Origin of the sequence: Kitasatospora sp. NPDC051984, from assembly GCF_044593455.1 — a bacterium.
In the GTDB taxonomy this organism is placed as follows: Bacteria; Actinomycetota; Actinomycetes; order Streptomycetales; family Streptomycetaceae; genus Kitasatospora.
The window spans coordinates 205,301-222,332 of sequence record NZ_JBIUCB010000003.1 but is presented as its reverse complement, the minus strand read 5'-3'; the positions used below and the strand labels follow the sequence as shown (position 1 = coordinate 222,332).

The window sequence follows — 17,032 nt, the reverse complement described above, 5'->3', positions numbered from 1 at the left end:
AAGGCGGAGGCGTAGCGTGGCGGCCATGCGAGCCATCACGATTCCCGAGCCCGGTGGTCCCGAACAACTGGTCTGGGCCGAGGTGCCCGATCCCGTTCCGGCGGCCGGCGAAGTGCTGGTCGAGGTTGCCGCCACCGCGGTCAACCGGGCCGATCTGCTGCAGCGTCAGGGCTTCTACGATCCGCCGCCCGGCAGTTCGCCCTACCCGGGGCTGGAGTGCGCGGGCCGGATCGCCGCGCTCGGCCCCGGCGTGGCCGGCTGGTCGGTCGGCGACGAGGTGTGCGCGCTGCTGGCCGGCGGCGGTTACGCCCGGCAGGTTGCCGTGCCGGTCGGTCAACTGCTGCCGGTTCCGAAGGGGTTGACGCTGGCGGAGGCCGCCGCGCTGCCCGAGGTGGCCTGCACGGTGTGGTCGAACGTCTTCCAGGTCGCGCACCTGCGCCCCGCCGAGACGGTGCTGCTGCACGGCGGGGCGAGCGGCATCGGCACCATGGCGATCCAGCTGGCCAAGGCGGTCGGTGCCCGGGTCGCGGTCACCGCCGGCAGCCCGGAGAAGCTCGCCAGGTGCGCCGAACTCGGCGCGGACGTGCTGATCGACTACAACAAGCAGGACTTCGTCGCCGAGATCGCCGCGCTCGGCGGGGCCGACGTCATCCTCGACATCATGGGCGCGAAGTACCTGCAGCGGAACGTGGACGCCCTCGCGGTCAACGGCCGGCTGGTGGTGATCGGCATGCAGGGCGGCATCAAGGCCGAGCTCAACCTGGCCACCCTGCTGTCGAAGCGCGCCGCCGTGGTCGCCACCAACCTGCGCGGGCGGCCGCTCGCCGAGAAGGCGGCGATCGTCGCGGCGGTGCGCGAGCACGTCTGGCCGCTGGTCGAGGCGGGCGTGGTCCGGCCCGTGGTGGACCGGGTTCTGCCGATCACCGACGCCGCCGAGGCGCACCGCGTGGTCGAGGCCGGCACCCAGGTCGGAAAGGTCGTCCTGGAGGTGTGAACCCGGGGCCCGAGGCGGCGGAAATGCCCGTAATGTCCGGGTGTGTGAGTCTGGTGGGAAGCTGTTCCGCCTCCGTCCGCACCTCGGTGCGGACGGCCGTCGGGAGGACCTGCTTTCGATGCTCGCTCGCCGCCGCCTCGTGCCCCCGGCCCCGCGCCGCACCCCCACCGCCCGCCCCGGCGTGCTGCTCCGCAGAGCGGCGCTGACCGGCCTGGCGCTGCCGCTGCTGCTGGCCGCCCCCGTCTTCGCCGTCGATCCGGCGGCCGATGCCCGTGATGCCCGTGAGCAGACCCAGGCGCGGCTGGACGCCGCGAGGGAGCAGGCGCGGGCGGAGTTCGACGCCGCGCGCGGGCAGGCGGCGGAGCGGATCGCCCGGGCCGTCGCGGCCGGGCAGTCCGTGCGGCCGGCGGCGCCGACCGACGGCGCGATATCCGCGACCGCCCCGGCCGTCCCCGTGCCGGTTCCGGTCCCGGTGCCCGCCGTCCCGAGCGCGACCCGGATCGCCGCCTCGCCGAGCCCCGCCCCGAGCCGCGCCCCCATGCCCGTTGGACCGGCCGCGCCGTCCCGCACACCGATGCCCGCCGCGGCGCCGTCCGCCGCCGCAGAGCCGTCGCCGTCTGCGGAACCTTCGGCCGAGCCCCCGTCGCCGTCGCGCGAGGAGCCTCCCGGCGCCCCGACGAGCAGCCCGGAGCCGGGCCGGCCCGGGTGGGCGCACCACCACCGGCCGGTGATGCCCCCGGCCCCGGCCCCGGCCCACGCCGCGGCTTCGACCCCGCCCAAGGCCGCGACCCAAGCCCCGGCCCAAGCTCCGACCCAAGCCCCGGTCCATGCCCCGACCCCTGCCGCGAAGCAGCCGGACCCGTCGACGGACCCGCCGGGCGGGGACGGCGGGCAGCAGGCCGCCCCCGGGGCGGGTGCGCAGGGCGGGGCGGATGGGGCCGGGGGGCGCGACGAGGACGTGCTCGAGCCCCCGGCGGAGCCGGGCGCCGGGGCGGGCGCGGACGGTTCGGTGGTCGCGGGCGGGGCGCCGCCGGTGGGCCCGGTGGTGCCGGTGGGGCCGCTCGGGTCGGGGGATCAGTCCGCGAATCAGCTGCCGCTGGGCGTCGGACTGGGCATGATCGGACTGGGCCTCGGCCTGGTCGGAATGAAGCTGCGCCGGCGGTGATGCCGTGCGACGCGGGTAGCCGCCGGGTGGGACGATCCGGATACCAGGTGCGTTGACCTCTGCGGTGGACGAAGCATATGAAGGAGCTATGACCAACCCGATGAACGAGCGGTCGCAGCAGGAGCCTCACCAGGCGTCGAGCGGGAAGTCCGAGGACAGTCCGAAGGTGCTGATCGTCGGACCGGACGGCATGGCGGTGGGCACCGCGCCGGTCGGCGGGCTCGGCCGGAGCGACGACGACGACGAGCCGCGTGAGCTGCCGGTGACCGAGATGGTCGAGCAGCCGGCGAAGGTGATGCGGATCGGCAGCATGATCAAGCAGCTGCTGGAGGAGGTGCGGGCGGCGCCTCTGGACGAGGCGAGCCGGGCCCGGCTGAAGGACATTCACGCCAGCTCGATCAAGGAGCTGGAGCTGGGCCTGGCGCCGGAGTTGGTCGAGGAGCTGGAGCGGCTGTCGCTGCCGTTCGCCGACGACGTCATCCCGACCGAGGCCGAACTGCGCATCGCCCAGGCGCAGTTGGTGGGCTGGTTGGAGGGCCTGTTCCACGGCATCCAGACCGCGTTGTTCGCCCAGCAGATGGCTGCGCGGGCGCAGCTGGAGCAGATGCGGCGGGCGCTTCCGCCGGGACTGCACGGTGCGGAGGGGGACTTGGACGAGCCGGTCCCCGGCCGCGGTATGCGTTCCGGCCCCTACCTGTAGCGGTCTCGGGGGCCGCGCTGCGGCGCGGCCCCGAACCGCTACCCTGGCCCCTGTCCGGAAGTACGGCGCGCCGAGGGGGAGCTGGGACCATGACTGAGGGCACCACCGAGGGCCACTCGCTCGGCCACGGCCGGTATGTGCTGCAGCGGTTGCTCGGGCAGGGCGGCATGGCGGCCGTTCATCTGGCGTACGACACGGTGCTGGACCGTCAGGTCGCGGTGAAGACGCTGCACACCGAGCTGGGCCGGGAGGCCTCGTTCAAGGAGCGGTTCCGGCGCGAGGCGCAGGCGGTGGCCCGGCTTCAGCACACCAACATCGTCTCGGTGTTCGACTCCGGTGAGGACGTCGGTCCGGACGGGACGGCGACGCCGTACATCGTCATGGAGTTCGTCGAGGGCCGTTCGCTGAAGGACGTGCTGGACGAGCAGGTGACCACCCGCGGCGCGATGCCGACCGAGCAGGCGCTGAAGATCACCGCGGCGGTGCTGTCGGCGCTGGAGGCCTCGCACGACCAGGGGCTGGTGCACCGCGACATCAAGCCGGCGAACGTGATGGTGTCCACCAAGGGCGTCGTCAAGGTGATGGACTTCGGCATCGCGCGCGCCCTGCAGTCCGGGGTGACGTCGATGACGCAGACCGGCATGGTGGTCGGTACCCCGCAGTACCTGTCGCCGGAGCAGGCGCTCGGCAAGAGCGTGGACGCCCGGTCCGACCTGTACTCGGTGGGCTGCATGCTGTTCGAGCTGCTCAGCGGGCAGCTGCCGTTCGACGGCGATTCGGCGTTCTCGATCGCGTACAAGCACGTGCAGGAGACCCCGCCTGCGCCGTCCACGCTGAACGGGGCGGTCACGCCCGCGGTGGACGGGCTGGTGGCGCAGGCGCTGCGCAAGGACCCGGCGCACCGGTTCCCGTCGGCGGAGGCGATGCGCGAGGAGGTCGAGCGGGTCGCGGCGGGGGAGCAGGGCGGTACGCCGTTGCAGGCGTCGACTCCGCTGGTGATCGGCGAGGGGCCGCGGTCGGTGCATGCCGCGCCGTCGCTGACCAACTTCCCGCCGGTGAACGGTGGCACTCCGCCGCCGCAGCCGTACCAGCCGGTGCCCGGGCCGCAGACGCCGCCGCCGTACGGGCAGACGCCGCAGCCGTTCCCGCAGACCCCGCCGCCGTTCCCGCAGGCGCCGCAGACGCCGCAGCCGTTCCCGCAACCGCACTTCCAGCAGGGTTTCCCGCAGACCACGCCGCCGCCGTTCCCGCAGCCGATGGCCGGGCCGCCGATGCCGGGCCCGATGACGGGGCCGATGCCGATGGCGTACCCGCCGCCGGCGAACAACAGCAACGGCTGTTCGACCGCGCTGATCGTGGTCGGTGTGATTGTCGGTGTGATCATCCTTGCGATCATCATCGTGTCGATCGCGGCGGCCGGAGCGAGCACCTCGACCTACTGATCCCGGGCCCTGCTCCGTGCTCGAACTCCCCTTCGGAGCAGGCTCGCAGAGTCCGTTGTGAGCCCCGCACCGGCCCTCCCGTGCCACGTCGGCGCGCGCGAGACGGTAGCGTTCTGAGGACGGAACCGACAGGGCGAACGCGCGCCGAGCGAATGCCCGGGGCGAGGAGCGATGGGTCAGAGCGAACGACCGGACGACGGCCGGGCGGACCAGCGGGACGTTCCGGCGCAGTACGCGCGGGACGAGGACGACGGCCGGGCCGCCGAGATCACCGGACCGACCGAGGCACTGCCGGTCGGGTCGGCCACCTCCGGGCGGGGCGGCGCGCTTCCCCTCTCCACCGTCGGTGACGGCCGCTACCGGCTGACCGGCCGGCTGGGCCGCGGCGGCATGGCCGAGGTGCTCGCCGCCCAGGACCTCCGGCTGGGCCGCACCGTGGCGGTCAAGCTGCTGCGCTCCGAACTCGCCGAGGACGACACCGCCCGGCTGCGCTTCACCCGTGAGGCACACTCGGTGGCGGCGCTCAACCACCACTCGATCGTGGCGGTCTACGACACCGGCGAGGAGCACCACGGCGGGGAGTCCACCCCGTACATCGTGATGGAGCTGGTCGAGGGCCGCACAGTGCGCGAGCTGCTGGTGGACGAGGAGGCGCCGCCGGTCGACCAGGCGCTGATCATCACCGCCGGAGTGCTGGAGGCGCTGGCGTACAGCCACCAGCACGGGATCGTGCACCGGGACATCAAGCCCGCCAACGTCATCATCACCAACGGCGGCGCCGTCAAGGTGATGGACTTCGGCATCGCCCGCGCGCTGACCGGCGCGGCCACCACCATGACGCAGACCGGCATGGTGATGGGCACTCCGCAGTACCTGTCGCCGGAGCAGGCCCTCGGCAAGGCCGTCGACCACCGCTCCGACCTGTACGCGGCCGGCTGCATGCTGTACGAACTGCTCACCCTGCGGCCGCCGTTCGTCGGCGAGACCCCGCTGTCGGTGGTGTACCAGCACGTCCAGGACGCGCCGGTGCCGCCGTCCCGGGTGAACGACCGGGTGCCACCGCAGCTGGACGCGCTGGTGCTTCGGGCGCTGGAGAAGAACCCGGACGACCGGTTCCAGAGCGCCGACGAGTTCCGCGCCCACGTGCAGCACGCGCTGCGGCAGCTGCACGGCGCGGCCGCCGGGGGCTACCCGGCCGAGACGGCGGTCCTCGGGGCCGGCGACTGGGACAGCACCCCGCCGGGCGGCTCGTCCGCGCCGACCACGGTGCTCGGCGCCCTCGGTGACCCTGCCGCCCGGACCGAGGCGCTGCCGTACCCGATGGCCTCGGGCTACCAGACGCCCGCCCGCGCGTACCCGGCCGTCGGCGGCGGGGACCACGGCGGCGAGGACGTGGAGGAGCGGCGCCGCCGCAACCCGTGGGGCCTGGTACTGGGCGCGGTCGCCCTGGTGCTGGCCGCCACCATCGGGGTGGCGCTGGCGCTGACCGCGAACGGGGGCAACCACAAGTCCACGGACCAGGACTCGAAGACGCCGGTGCACTCCACCAGCACCCCGTCCCCCGGCGAGCAGTCGGAGCACCCCACCAGCGCCCCGCCGACCCGCAGCCAGGGCACCGGCCGCCAGACCGAGCAGCCGAGCTGGTCGCCCTCGGCCAGCGCCTCCGCCTCCGCCAGCGCGTCCGCGTCCGCCTCGGCCAGCCCCTCGCACTCGACGAAGCCGTCGCCCTCGGCGAGTGCGTCCGGCGACAAGAGCTCGCCGCCGGCCAGCCCGAGCTCCAGCGCCCCGTCGGTGCCCAAGCCGAGCACCAGCCCGGGCACCGGGGCGCAGCTGACGGGCTGAGCGGAGGACGGGGCGCGGCAGGTCAGTTGGCGAACGCGTCCATGACCTGCTCGTAGTCCTGGCACCACCAGGTGAGCTGCCCGGCGGAGGCCGGGAAGAGCGGGTCGGCCCGGTGGTCGCGGCGCTGGTAGTGCCACTGCAGCATCCACAGGTCGTTCAGCCGCTCCCACCAGACCCGGTGGACCGCGGCGGCGACCTGTTCGGCGTCTGCGGCGCCGGTGGCCCGGTAGGCGCGGGCCCAGTGCCGGACCCGGACCAGGTCGAGGACGCCGGTGGTGCGGTCGTTGAACAGCAGCGTGGCGGCCCGTACCGCCTCCTCGGCGACCGGGTGCGGGGCGAGCTTGTCCCAGTCCAGGACGGCGCTGACGGCGTCGCCCCGGTGGAGCAGGTTCAGGCCGTGGAAGTCGCCGTGGGTCCAGCCGGTGGGCGGTGCGGCGGTCGGGCCGGGGCGGCGGTGCCGGTGCGTGGCGAGCAGGTCCAGCCGCTCGGTCAGGCGCTGCTCGGCAAGCCGGTCGAACGGCCCGTAGGGGCGGTGGGCGCGGGCCTGGTCGCGCAGCTCGAGGACGATCCGCTCGGTCTCCTGGACCTCGGCGCTCAGCACCCGGTCCGGCTGCCGCAGGGGGGCGCAGACCTCGTGGAGTGCGCCGTGCAGTGCTCCCAGCAGGGTGCCGAGTTCGCCGCACCGGGCGGGTTCGAGTTCGGTGCCGTGCCGGTGGCTGCCGGGCACCCACGGGTAGAGCGCGAACAGCCGGCCGCCGTACGCGGTGACGGTCCGGCCGTCCCGGTTGGTGAGCGGCGGCGGTACCGGGAGGCCGAGCGCGGCCAGGCCGGCGGTGGCGCGGTGCTGGCGGAGGATCGCGGGCTTGTGGGCGGTGGCCCGGTCGACGTAGCACTTCAGGAAGTATTCGGCGCCGTCGGCGGCAGCGATCCGGTAGCCGCGGTTGAGCAGTCCTTCCGCCACCGGCACCACCGCGCCGGGCGGCGCGGTGCGGTAGGAGCGCAGGACCCCGGCCACGGCGGCGTGCGCCACCGGGGGGCTGAGAGTGCCGATGGGAGGGGCGGTGGCGTCCGGGCGGGCCGGCGCGAGGGAGATGGTCTGACCGTACGTCACGGAGCAGAGCGTATTACTCGGCGTGATAGCGACTTGACACACCGTGTTCGGCGTGATCTCAGTGCTGCGGGTCCGTCCGGCGGCGCGCGACGTACGCGGCGACCTGGGTCCGGCGCTCCATGCCCATCTTCGCCAGCAGGCTGCTGACGTAGTTTTTTACGGTTTTCTCGGCCAGGTGCAGCTCATTGCCGATCTGCCGATTCGTCATCCCCTCGCCGATCAGATCGAGGATGCGGCGCTCCTGTTTCGTCAACTGCGCGATTCGTTCGTCCTCCTTCTCGCCACCGTCGCGCAGCCGGGCCAGCACCCGGCTGGTGGCGACCGGGTCGAGCAGGGATTTGCCGGCCGCGACGTCGCGGACCGCGGAGAGCAGGTCGGTGCCGCGGATCGCTTTCAGGACATATCCGGAGGCCCCCGCCATGATCGAGTCGAACAGCGCCTCGTCGTCGGAGAAGGAGGTGAGCATCAGGCATTTCACCGACGGGTACCGGGAGCGGATCTCCCGGCACACCTCGACCCCGTTTCCGTCGGGAAGTCGGACATCCAGCACCGCCACATCGGGGTGGACCACCGGAATCCGGTTGAGCGCCTCGGCGGCCGTGCCGGCCTCGCCGACCACCTCGATGTCGCCCTCGATCGAGAGGAGCTCGTGCACGCCTCGACGGACCACTTCGTGATCATCGAGGAGAAATACCCTGATATGTCCGTTATCAGTCATTTGCAAAGCCTCGCACAAATCGATGGGCGTTACCCCCTTTCGCAGCGGGCCGCGCCCGGATACCGTGCGCTGGTGTCCTGACCGGGAGGTTAGCCGCGTCACAGCGGCGGTTTCCCCACCGGAGAACAACTAGGACGTCCTAGCGCAAGAGCGCCAAGGGGTGCCGCTGGGTAACGTTCTCGTGAGGGACGCCGTCGGAAAGGGAACACCGCCTGCCCGTACTGCGCGCACACCCACGCGCGCGAGCCGGGAGGGCGACCGGACCGGCCACCTGGCGACCCCGGGCGGCCGGACAGACCGAGGGAGTGAACGTGACCGTCAAAAGCACGGCGAGGGCGCGCAAGAAGGCCGCCCCCGGCGTCCCTGACAAAGCCAGTGCCGGCTCCGCAGCACCGGAGCTCGTCCAGCTGCTCACCCCGGAGGGCGACCGGGTCGAGCACCCGGACTTCCCGCTCACCGTGACACCCGAGGAGCTGCGGGCGCTCTACCGGGACCTGGTACTGGTGCGGCGTTTCGACGCCGAGGCCACCTCACTCCAGCGGCAGGGTGAACTCGGCCTGTGGGCCTCGCTGCTGGGCCAGGAAGCCGCCCAGGTCGGCTCCGGCCGGGCGATGCGCCCCGGCGACTACGCCTTCCCCACCTACCGTGAGCACGGCGTGGCCTGGTGCCGCGACGTCGACCCGCTGAACCTGCTCGGCATGTTCCGCGGCGTGAACAACGGCGGCTGGGACCCGAACGAGAAGAACTTCCACCTCTACACCATCGTGATCGGCGCGCAGACCCTGCACGCCACCGGCTACGCGATGGGCATCACCAAGGACGGCGCGGACGACGCGGTGATCGCCTACTTCGGCGACGGCGCCTCCAGCCAGGGCGACGTCAACGAGGCCTTCACCTTCGCCTCGGTCTACAACTCGCCGGTGGTGTTCTTCTGCCAGAACAACCAGTGGGCGATCTCCGAGCCCACCACCGTGCAGACCCGCATCCCGCTGTACCGCCGCGCCTCCGGCTTCGGCTTCCCCGGCGTCCGGGTCGACGGCAACGACGTGCTGGCCTGCCTCGCGGTCACCCGCTGGGCGCTGGACCACGCCCGTACCGGCCAGGGCCCGGTGCTGGTCGAGGCGTTCACCTACCGGATGGGCGCGCACACCACCTCCGACGACCCGACCCGCTACCGGCAGACCGAGGAGACCGAGTCCTGGAAGGCCAAGGACCCGATCCTGCGGCTGAAGGCCCACCTGGAGAAGGAGGGCCTCGCCGACGAGGCGTTCTTCGCCGAGGTCGAGGCCGAGAGCGAGAAGCTGGGCCTGCGCGTCCGTGAGGGCGTCCGCTCGATGCCGGACCCGGACCCGACCCTGATCTTCGACCACGTCTACACCGAGCAGCACCCGCTGGTGGACGAGGAACGCGCCGAGTACGAGGCGTACGCCGCCTCCTTCGAGGGTGGGGAGCACCACTGATGGCCGGTCAGCTCAGCATTGCCAAGGCGCTCAACGACGCGCTCCGCAAGTCGCTGGAGAGCGACCCGAAGACCGTCCTGATGGGCGAGGACATCGGAAAGCTCGGCGGCGTCTTCCGAATTACCGACGGCCTGCAGAAGGACTTCGGCGACGACCGGGTGATCGACACCCCGCTCGCCGAGTCCGGCATCGTGGGCACCGCCATCGGCCTCGCGCTGCGCGGCTACCGCCCGGTGGTGGAGATCCAGTTCGACGGCTTCGTGTACCCGGCCTTCGACCAGATCGTCTCCCAGCTCGCCAAGATGCACGCCCGCGCGCTCGGCCACGTCAAGATGCCGGTCACCGTCCGCATCCCGTTCGGCGGCGGCATCGGCGCGGTGGAACACCACAGCGAGTCGCACGAGGCGTACTTCGCGCACACCGCCGGCCTGCGGGTGGTCAGCCCGTCCAACGCGCACGACGCGCACTGGATGCTGCGCCAGGCCATCGAGTCGGACGACCCGGTGATCTTCCTGGAGCCCAAGCGCCGCTACTGGGACAAGGGCGAGGTCGGCGAGGACCCGATGCTGCCGCTGCACTCGGCGCGCATCGTCCGGCCCGGCACCGACGCCACGCTGATCGCCTACGGGCCGATGGTGAAGGTCTGCCAGGAGGCCGCGAAGGCCGCCGAGGAGGACGGCCGCCAGCTGGAGGTCGTCGACCTGCGCTCGCTGTCGCCGATCGACTTCCCCACCCTGGAGGAGTCCCTCAAGCGCACCGGCCGCGGCATCGTCGTGCACGAGGCCCCGGTCTTCCTCGGCCTGGGCGCGGAGCTCGCCGCCCGGCTCACCGAGCGCTGCTTCTACCACCTGGAGGCGCCGATCCTGCGGGTCGGCGGCTACCACGCCCCGTACCCGCCGTCGCGGGTCGAGGAGACCTACCTGCCCGACCTCGACCGTGTGCTCGACGCCGTCGACCGCGCGCTCGCGTACTGAGCGGGGAACGAAGATGACCAACGGAACCACCGCGCTCCGCGAGTTCAAGATGCCCGACGTGGGCGAGGGACTCACCGAGGCCGAGATCCTCACCTGGTACGTCAAGCCGGGCGACACCGTCACCGACGGGCAGGTCGTCTGCGAGGTGGAGACCGCCAAGGCCGCGGTCGAGCTGCCGATCCCGTTCACCGGCGTGGTCGAGGCGCTGCACTTCCCGGCGGGCGCCACCGTCGACGTCGGCACCGCGATCATCGCGGTGGCCGTCGCCGGGGCCGCCCCGGCCGAGGCCGCTCCCGCTCCGGCCGCCGCTGCCGCGCCCGCCGCGGAGACCGAGCCCGAGCGCCGCGAGGTGCTGGTCGGCTACGGCCCGCGCACCGGTTCGGTGCAGCGCCGGGCCCGCCGCACCAACGGCGCGGCGCCTGCCGCCGCCCCGGCGGCTCCGGTCGCGGCCCCCGCTCCGGTTGCTGCCCCCGCGCCCGTCGCTCCGGCCGCCCCGGTCGCTCCGGCGGTCGTCGTGGCGGAGGGCGAGCGCCCGCTGGCCAAGCCGCCGGTGCGCAAGCTCGCCAAGGACCTCGGCATCGACCTGCGCACCGTGCGGCCCACCGGCCCGAACGGCGTGGTCACCCGCGAGGACGTGCACGCCGCCGCCACCGCCGCCCAGACGGTCGTCGAGCCGGCCGCCGCGCCGGTGACCGAGCCGGTCGCCGAGCAGGCTGCCCTCCCAGTGGCGACCGCCTCCGGGGACGTCCGGGTCCCGGTCAAGGGCGTCCGCAAGGCCACCGCGCAGGCGATGGTGGCCTCGGCGTTCACCGCGCCGCACGTCACCGAGTTCGTCCAGGTCGACGTGACCCGGACGATGAAGCTGGTGCGCAAGCTCAAGGAGAGCGGCGAACTCGGCGCCGGGGTGCGGGTCAGCCCGCTGCTGCTGGTCGCCAAGGCGCTGCTCACCGCGATCAAGCGGCACCCGGAGATCAACGCCAGCTGGGACGAGGCCGCCCAGGAGATCGTGATCAGGGGCGCGGTGAACCTCGGCATCGCCGCGGCCACCCCGCGCGGGCTGATCGTCCCGAACATCAAGGACGCCGGCGCCAAGACCCTCTCCCAGCTGGCCGTCTCGCTCGGCGAGCTGGTGGAGACCGCGCGGCAGGGCAAGACCTCCCCGGCGGACATGTCCGGCGGCAGCGTCACCATCACCAACGTCGGCGTGTTCGGCGTCGACACCGGCACCCCGATCCTCAACCCCGGCGAGGCCGCCATCCTGGCCTTCGGCGCGGTGCGGGATCTGCCGTGGGTGCACAAGGGCAAGGTGGTGCCGCGCCAGGTCACCACGCTGGCGCTGTCCTTCGACCACCGGATGGTGGACGGCGAGCTCGGCTCCAAGGTGCTGGCGGACGTCGCCGCGATCCTGGAGTACCCGAAGCGCCTGATCACCTGGGGCTGATCCGCCCCGGCCGCCGGCCCCGTTCCGTTCGCGGAGCGGGGCCGGCGGTTTTTCAGGGACCCTAGCCTCTGGCGGTCCGCCAGGCGGCGTGCGCCAGGGTGTGGAAGGCCTCGGTGCCCGGCCGGTCCAGGCCGAGTGCGGCGGACAGCAGTGCGGCGGTGGCCGGGCGCGGGCCGGCGGTGCCGCGTTCCAGGTCGGACAGCGTGCGGATGCCCAGGCCCGCCTTGACGGCCAGCTCCTGCTGGGTGAGCCGGGCCCCCTGCCGAAGTGTCCGCAGGGCCTGTCCGAATGCCCCGCGTGGGTCCGTGTCCGGCCCGATCTCCATGTCCGTCGCCTTTCCCCCCAGGTGGTTCACGTTCGGCAGGGTATCCCGCCCGGCGGCGGATCGTTCGCGGTTTCCAACTCCGCTGCGGGCATATGGAATTGACTGCCCCGATCGTTCTCCTCCGGTGATTCTCCGGTGATTTTCGAGGCCCTCCCGGGGCGCGCCGTGCATTACGCCGCCCGAGGGAGTTTCGCGCCGCCCGCGCCGGGCCGGGGACCGCGATGGGTACGTCTGTGCGACCAGCCACCCGCGCAGTCAGGCCGGGTGTCGTCGCAGCGAGGATTCCCGCGTATGCCGCCTGGTGCTCCCGGCCCCGTGATGCGTTCCGCGGCCGCTCTGGTGCTGGCCGCCGCCGCCGTGCTGCCCGTCGTGGTGGAGCTGGCCTCACCCTCGCCGTCCACCGTCATCGGCCCGCCGCTGCCGGGCCCGGACCGGGCCGCCCCGCCTGCCGCCCGTCCCGACCTGCGGGCGCCCGGCGCGCCGGCCGTGGACCTGCGGACCTCCGGTGATCCGGCCAACCGGATCACCCTGGTGCTGCTGGGCGACGGCTACACGGAGGCCCAGCTGCAGCTGTTCCACGAGCAGGCGGACCGGGCCTGGCACGCGCTGCTGGACATCGAGCCGTTCCGCACCTACCAGGGGTTGTTCAACATACGGCGGGTGGACGTGGTGTCCCCGGTGTCGGGGATAGCCGAGAGCGAGAGCGCCGGGAAGTCGCCCGTCACCCCGCTGGGCATGCACTTCTGGTGCGAGGGCACCGCCCGCCTGCTGTGCGCGGACGAGGACGCCACCGCCCGCTGGGCCGGGCAGGGCGAGGGCCCGCAGTACCTGATAGCGCTGGCCAACTCGACCGAGTACGGCGGGGCCGGCGGCACCGGGGTGACCACGCTGGCCGGCGGCAGCCCGGACGCCGGGCGGATCATCCAGCACGAGATCGGCCACACCGTCGGCCTGCTGGGTGACGAGTACGACACCGCCCCGAGCGACCCGGACTACCCGAACCTCTCCCAGGTGGACGCCGAGGAGATGGCGCGCGAGAAGGTCAAGTGGTGGCGCTGGCTGGGCGCGGTCTCCCCGGACGGCGGCGGCCCGGTGGGCGCCTTCCGCAGCGCGAACGGGCTGTACCGGCCGACCGAGGACTCGGTGATGCGCACCCTCGGCGGTACGTACAACCTGCCGTCCCGGGAGGCGATCATCGAGCAGCTGTACCGCCGGGTGAAGCCCACCGACGACCCCGAACCGGCCGCCGGGCAGGTGACCGGCCGGCCCAAACTGCACGTGCGGCCGCTGGCCCTGACCGGCCCGCGCCAGTTGCAGATCACCTGGTCGCTGGACGGGAAGCCGGTGGACGCCGGCACCGCGGACGGCACCTGGCTGGACACCGGCGCGCTCGCGCTGACGCCCGGTCACCGGCACACCGTCACCGCGACCGTCCAGGACACCACCGACTGGGTGCGCGACGAGGCGTTCCGCGCCCAGTACATGACCCGGACGGTGAACTGGACGATCACCGACTGAGCGGAGCCGCGCGGCGGGTTCCCGCCAGGTTCGTACCCTGACCAAAAGGTCAGGTGATGGGATGACTAGCCTGGTTCCACTATGAGCGTGGACCCCGCCCCCACCGCACCGTCCCTGTCCGTACCCGCTCCCCGTCCCGCCACCGACCCCCGAGCGGCCCCCCGGTCCGCGTCCCCGCACCCGCCCGGCGGCCGCGCCGCCTGGTTCGCCTGGTCGGTCGGCGTCAGCGTCTACGTCCTCGCCGTGGTGCACCGCACCAGCCTCGGCGTGGCCGGCCTGGACGCCGCCGCCCGGTTCGGCATCGGCGCCTCCGCCCTGTCCACCTTCTCGATCCTTCAGGTCCTGGTGTACGCCGGGATGCAGATCCCGGTCGGCCTGCTGGTCGACCGGATCGGCCCGCGCCGGGTGCTGCTGCTGGGCGTGGTGCTGATGAGCGCCGGCCAGTTGGCGTTCGCCTTCTCCACCGCGTTCGGGCCCGCGCTGGCCTCCCGCGCGGTGATCGGCTGCGGCGACGCGATGACCTTCATCAGCGTGCTGCGGCTCGCCATCCGCTGGTTCCCGGCCGCCCGCAACCCGTTCGTCGCCCAGCTCACCGGCCTGGCCGGCATGGGCGGCAACCTGTTCACCACCGTGGTGCTCGCGCAGGCCCTGCACACGGCCGGCTGGCGCACCACCTTCGGCGCCATCGCGGTGACCGGCGTGCTGGTCTTCGTCGCCGTGCTGGCCCTGCTGCGGGAGGCTCCCCCCGGGGCTCCCGCCCCGGTGCCGCGGGAGGGCGGCCGGCTGCCGGTCGGGCGGCTGATCCGGGCCGCCTGGTCCGAGCCCGGCACCCGGCTCGGCCTGTGGGTGCACTTCACCACGGCGTTCCCGGCGAACGCGTTCGGCCTGCTGTGGGGTCTGCCCTACCTGGTCGAGGGCCAGGGCATGTCCCGGGCCGGTGCGGGCGGCCTGCTCAGCCTGCTGGTGCTCAGCAGCATGGCGTTCGGCCTGCTGTTCGGCCGGCTGCTCTCCCGCTCGGCCGCGCTGCGGCTGCCCGTCACCTTCACGGTGCTGGGCGCCACCGCGCTCTGCTGGACCGTCACCCTCGCCTGGCCGCACGGCCACCCGCCGCTCTGGCTGCTGGTGGTGCTGGTGCTGGTGATGGGCAGCAACGGCCCGGCCTCGCTGATCGGCCTCGACTACGCCCGCGCGCACAACCCGCCGGAGCGGATGGGCACCGCGTCCGGCATCGCCAACATGGGCGGCTTCATCGGCTCGATGATCACCCTGCTGGGCATCGGCGTCCTGCTGGACGCGCTGGCCGACCCGGGCAGCGACAGCTACGGCGCGCACGCCTACCAGCTGGCGTTCTGCTTCCAGCTGGTGCCGCTGCTGCTCGGGACGGCGATGATCCTGCGGCTGCGGCGCAAGCTGGCCGCAGCCTGAGGGGCCTGTCCGCCCGGCAGGGTCGTGCGGGTCAGGGGGTGCTTGTCAGATGGGCGAGCACCCGCATGCCCAGCTCCTGGTCGCCGATCACGTTCACCAGCGCCGTCTCCGCGCGGACCCGGCCGCAGCACAGCCGGACGAAGGTCTGCCAGTCCATCGCCAGCCGCACGTCCGGGGCCGGCTCCACCGACTCGTCCACGGTGCCCCGGCCGTGCGCACCGACCCGCACGGTGCGCTGGAACGGCATCGCGCCCGCCACGTCGAACACCACGGTGCTGCCGATCGGCGCGCCCGCCTCCTTGGCCACCTGCTTCGGCAGCGAGTCGATCAGCAGGTCGCGCGTCACCAGGGCCGCCGGGGAGTCCAGGTTGCCGGGCTCCTGCAGCGCCCGGCGCAGGTCCTGCTCGTGCACCCAGACGTCGAAGGCGCGCAGCCGCAGCACCGTCGCGTACGGGAGCTCCCGGGCCAGCGGGCCGGCCGGCCAGCGCACCAGGTCCTCCGCGCCGTGGCGGGAGTTGCGCAGCGCCCGGGAGCGGCGGATCACCGTGTACTCCAGCTCGCTGGTGATCTCCACGGCGGTCCAGCAGCGGCGCTTGTCGACCGGCAGCTCCATGTAGCGGGTGAAATCGTTGCGGACGTGCGGCAGGTCGCGCGGCAGCGCGTGGATCGGCCGCGGGTCGCCGAGCATCTCCGACTCGACGCCGATGATGTGCGACACCACGTCGCGCACCGACCAGCCCGGGCACTCGGTGGCCCGGTTCCACGCGTCGGTCGGCAACGGGGCGAGCAGCTCGGATATGGACTCGATCGACTGCGTCCACGCATCGGTGTACGCCTGCACGGTCTGGTTGTCCGTCACGGGTATCTCCGGCCCCTCCGTCGGCTTGCGTCGTCCCACGTCGCCCGGGCTGCCGAGACCTCCGCACGGACGCGCATACGGCACGTTACGCTGCCGGGTGAGAGCAGGGCAGCGCTTTCGGGTGACGATCGTAGGACTCTTGTCGTGGACGGTGGTACTGTGCGCGCTTCATTGATCCAACTCGCGGTCTCGGACGCCGAGCCGGCCGCCGAGCGGCGGGCCAGGGCCGCGGCGCTGGTCCGCGCCCAGGACGGCGCCGACCTGGTCGTGCTGCCCGAACTGTGGCCGGTCGGCGGCTTCGCCTACGACGCCTGGTCGGACGGCGCCGAACCGCTCGACGGGCCCACCGCCGAGACGATGTCCGCCGCCGCCCGGGCGGTCGGCTGCTGGCTGCACGCCGGCTCGATCGTCGAACGCGACCCCGACGGGCCGATCTACAACACCTCGCTGCTGTTCGCCCCCGACGGCGAACTGGTCCGCACCTACCGCAAGATCCACCGCTTCGGCTTCGACGCCGGCGAGGCCGTCGTGATGGGCGCCGGCCAGGAGATCGTCACCGCGGACGCCGGCTTCGCCACCCTGGGCCTGGCCACCTGCTACGACCTGCGCTTCCCCGAACTGTTCCGGGCGCTGCTGGACGCCGACGCCGAACTGCTGGTGATCCCCGCCGCCTGGCCCGCCCGGCGTGCCGAGCACTGGAACCTGCTGGCCCGCGCCCGCGCCGTCGAGGAACAGGCCTACGTGCTGGCCTGCAACACCGCCGGCACCCACGGCGGCGTCGAACAGGCCGGCCGCAGCCTGGTCGTCGACCCGTGGGGCCGGGTGCTCGCCGAGGCCGGACCGGACGAGCAGGTGCTCACCGTCGAATTCGACCCCGCCGAAGTCGCCAGGAGCCGCGCCGAGTTCCCCGTCCACCGGGACCGGCTGCTCGGAATTCCGGCACCCGTACAACGCTGACATTTCGCCGCACATCGCCGTACCTTGGTCCGGATTGACCATTCCGGGGTAATCTGTGCCCGTTTTGGGGAGCTGGGCCCGGCCGCGATCGGCACGGCCCG

General features: G+C 73.2%; 14 protein-coding genes and 1 pseudogene. 11 read left to right on the top strand and 4 right to left on the bottom strand.

Translation table 11 applies throughout. From position 1 onward, the window contains the following. Nucleotides 1-25: 25 nt before the first annotated feature. The 5 genes and pseudogenes from ACIHEI_RS07585 (at nucleotide 26) to ACIHEI_RS07565 (ending at nucleotide 6,143) form a co-directional block, all read left to right on the top strand. Nucleotides 26-994, top strand: a complete 969-nt coding sequence (locus ACIHEI_RS07585; RefSeq protein WP_396606005.1) for an NAD(P)H-quinone oxidoreductase — start codon at nucleotides 26-28, stop codon at nucleotides 992-994. A gap of 118 nt (nucleotides 995-1,112) precedes the next feature. Beyond that, nucleotides 1,113-2,159: a hypothetical protein gene (locus ACIHEI_RS07580; RefSeq protein ID WP_396606004.1), complete on the top strand. Its 1,047-nt coding sequence runs from the start codon at nucleotides 1,113-1,115 to the stop codon at nucleotides 2,157-2,159. An 88-nt stretch (nucleotides 2,160-2,247) separates the two neighbouring features. Further along, nucleotides 2,248-2,859 (top strand): bacterial proteasome activator family protein, encoded by a 612-nt coding sequence (locus ACIHEI_RS07575; protein WP_387639740.1) that lies wholly within the window; start codon nucleotides 2,248-2,250, stop codon nucleotides 2,857-2,859. An 89-nt stretch (nucleotides 2,860-2,948) separates the two neighbouring features. Beyond that, nucleotides 2,949-4,271: pseudogene (locus ACIHEI_RS07570) on the top strand (protein kinase); the annotation flags it as partial. A gap of 201 nt (nucleotides 4,272-4,472) precedes the next feature. Continuing rightward, nucleotides 4,473-6,143, top strand: coding sequence for a protein kinase (locus ACIHEI_RS07565; protein ID WP_396606003.1), 1,671 nt, complete (start codon nucleotides 4,473-4,475; stop codon nucleotides 6,141-6,143). 22 nt (nucleotides 6,144-6,165) lie between these two features. Here ACIHEI_RS07565 and ACIHEI_RS07560 read toward each other — a convergent pair whose 3' ends face one another. Then, nucleotides 6,166-7,254 carry a phosphotransferase enzyme family protein gene (locus ACIHEI_RS07560; protein WP_396606002.1) on the bottom strand — a complete coding sequence of 363 codons (1,089 nt, stop codon included), beginning with the start codon at nucleotides 7,252-7,254 and terminating at the stop codon, nucleotides 6,166-6,168. 58 nt (nucleotides 7,255-7,312) lie between these two features. Next, the gene (locus ACIHEI_RS07555; RefSeq protein ID WP_392948803.1) at nucleotides 7,313-7,972 is read right to left on the bottom strand and encodes a response regulator; all 660 of its coding nucleotides are present in this window, start codon (nucleotides 7,970-7,972) and stop codon (nucleotides 7,313-7,315) included. 311 nt (nucleotides 7,973-8,283) lie between these two features. On the opposite strand from ACIHEI_RS07555, the gene pdhA reads away from it, so the two are divergent. The 3 genes from pdhA to ACIHEI_RS07540 are packed head-to-tail and all read left to right on the top strand — an operon-like array spanning nucleotide 8,284 to nucleotide 11,847. Further along, the gene (gene pdhA, locus ACIHEI_RS07550; protein WP_387639732.1) at nucleotides 8,284-9,432 is read left to right on the top strand and encodes a pyruvate dehydrogenase (acetyl-transferring) E1 component subunit alpha; all 1,149 of its coding nucleotides are present in this window, start codon (nucleotides 8,284-8,286) and stop codon (nucleotides 9,430-9,432) included. Next, nucleotides 9,432-10,406: an alpha-ketoacid dehydrogenase subunit beta gene (locus ACIHEI_RS07545; RefSeq protein ID WP_387639730.1), complete on the top strand. Its 975-nt coding sequence runs from the start codon at nucleotides 9,432-9,434 to the stop codon at nucleotides 10,404-10,406. Before pdhA ends, ACIHEI_RS07545 begins: the two co-directional genes overlap by 1 nt. 13 nt (nucleotides 10,407-10,419) lie before the next feature. After that, on the top strand, nucleotides 10,420-11,847 hold the full coding sequence (locus ACIHEI_RS07540; RefSeq protein ID WP_396606001.1) for a dihydrolipoamide acetyltransferase family protein: 1,428 nt from the start codon (nucleotides 10,420-10,422) through the stop codon (nucleotides 11,845-11,847). A 61-nt stretch (nucleotides 11,848-11,908) separates the two neighbouring features. Here ACIHEI_RS07540 and ACIHEI_RS07535 read toward each other — a convergent pair whose 3' ends face one another. After that, nucleotides 11,909-12,202 (bottom strand): helix-turn-helix domain-containing protein, encoded by a 294-nt coding sequence (locus ACIHEI_RS07535; RefSeq protein WP_387639725.1) that lies wholly within the window; start codon nucleotides 12,200-12,202, stop codon nucleotides 11,909-11,911. A gap of 288 nt (nucleotides 12,203-12,490) precedes the next feature. Here ACIHEI_RS07535 and ACIHEI_RS07530 point away from each other — a divergent pair, with 288 nt between their 5' ends. Together ACIHEI_RS07530 and ACIHEI_RS07525 are read left to right on the top strand one after the other, a co-directional pair. Then, nucleotides 12,491-13,690 (top strand): M64 family metallopeptidase, encoded by a 1,200-nt coding sequence (locus ACIHEI_RS07530; RefSeq protein WP_396606191.1) that lies wholly within the window; start codon nucleotides 12,491-12,493, stop codon nucleotides 13,688-13,690. An 81-nt stretch (nucleotides 13,691-13,771) separates the two neighbouring features. After that, on the top strand, nucleotides 13,772-15,115 hold the full coding sequence (locus ACIHEI_RS07525) for an MFS transporter (protein ID WP_396606000.1): 1,344 nt from the start codon (nucleotides 13,772-13,774) through the stop codon (nucleotides 15,113-15,115). Between the two features lie 31 nt (nucleotides 15,116-15,146). On the opposite strand, the gene ACIHEI_RS07520 is transcribed toward ACIHEI_RS07525, so the two are convergent. After that, entirely contained in the window at nucleotides 15,147-15,974 is an 828-nt protein-coding gene (locus ACIHEI_RS07520; protein ID WP_387639720.1) for a maleylpyruvate isomerase family mycothiol-dependent enzyme, read from the bottom strand. 159 nt (nucleotides 15,975-16,133) lie between these two features. Between ACIHEI_RS07520 and ACIHEI_RS07515 the strand changes: the two genes are divergently transcribed. After that, complete coding sequence (locus ACIHEI_RS07515) at nucleotides 16,134-16,931, top strand: carbon-nitrogen family hydrolase (RefSeq protein ID WP_392948815.1); 798 nt, start codon at nucleotides 16,134-16,136, stop codon at nucleotides 16,929-16,931. Nucleotides 16,932-17,032: the final 101 nt, after the last annotated feature.

Excerpts from the sequence above, each read along its gene's own strand:
- ACIHEI_RS07525 (WP_396606000.1), top strand. The coding sequence starts at position 13,772 with ATGAGCGTGGACCCCGCCCCCACCGCACCGTCCCTGTCCGTACCCGCT.
- ACIHEI_RS07545 (WP_387639730.1), top strand. The coding sequence starts at position 9,432 with ATGGCCGGTCAGCTCAGCATTGCCAAGGCGCTCAACGACGCGCTCCGC.
- ACIHEI_RS07575 (WP_387639740.1), top strand. The coding sequence starts at position 2,248 with ATGACCAACCCGATGAACGAGCGGTCGCAGCAGGAGCCTCACCAGGCG.
- ACIHEI_RS07540 (WP_396606001.1), top strand. The coding sequence starts at position 10,420 with ATGACCAACGGAACCACCGCGCTCCGCGAGTTCAAGATGCCCGACGTG.
- ACIHEI_RS07530 (WP_396606191.1), top strand. The coding sequence starts at position 12,491 with ATGCGTTCCGCGGCCGCTCTGGTGCTGGCCGCCGCCGCCGTGCTGCCC.
- ACIHEI_RS07565 (WP_396606003.1), top strand. The coding sequence starts at position 4,473 with ATGGGTCAGAGCGAACGACCGGACGACGGCCGGGCGGACCAGCGGGAC.
- ACIHEI_RS07585 (WP_396606005.1), top strand. The coding sequence starts at position 26 with ATGCGAGCCATCACGATTCCCGAGCCCGGTGGTCCCGAACAACTGGTC.
- ACIHEI_RS07555 (WP_392948803.1), bottom strand. The coding sequence starts at position 7,972 with ATGACTGATAACGGACATATCAGGGTATTTCTCCTCGATGATCACGAA.
- ACIHEI_RS07580 (WP_396606004.1), top strand. The coding sequence starts at position 1,113 with ATGCTCGCTCGCCGCCGCCTCGTGCCCCCGGCCCCGCGCCGCACCCCC.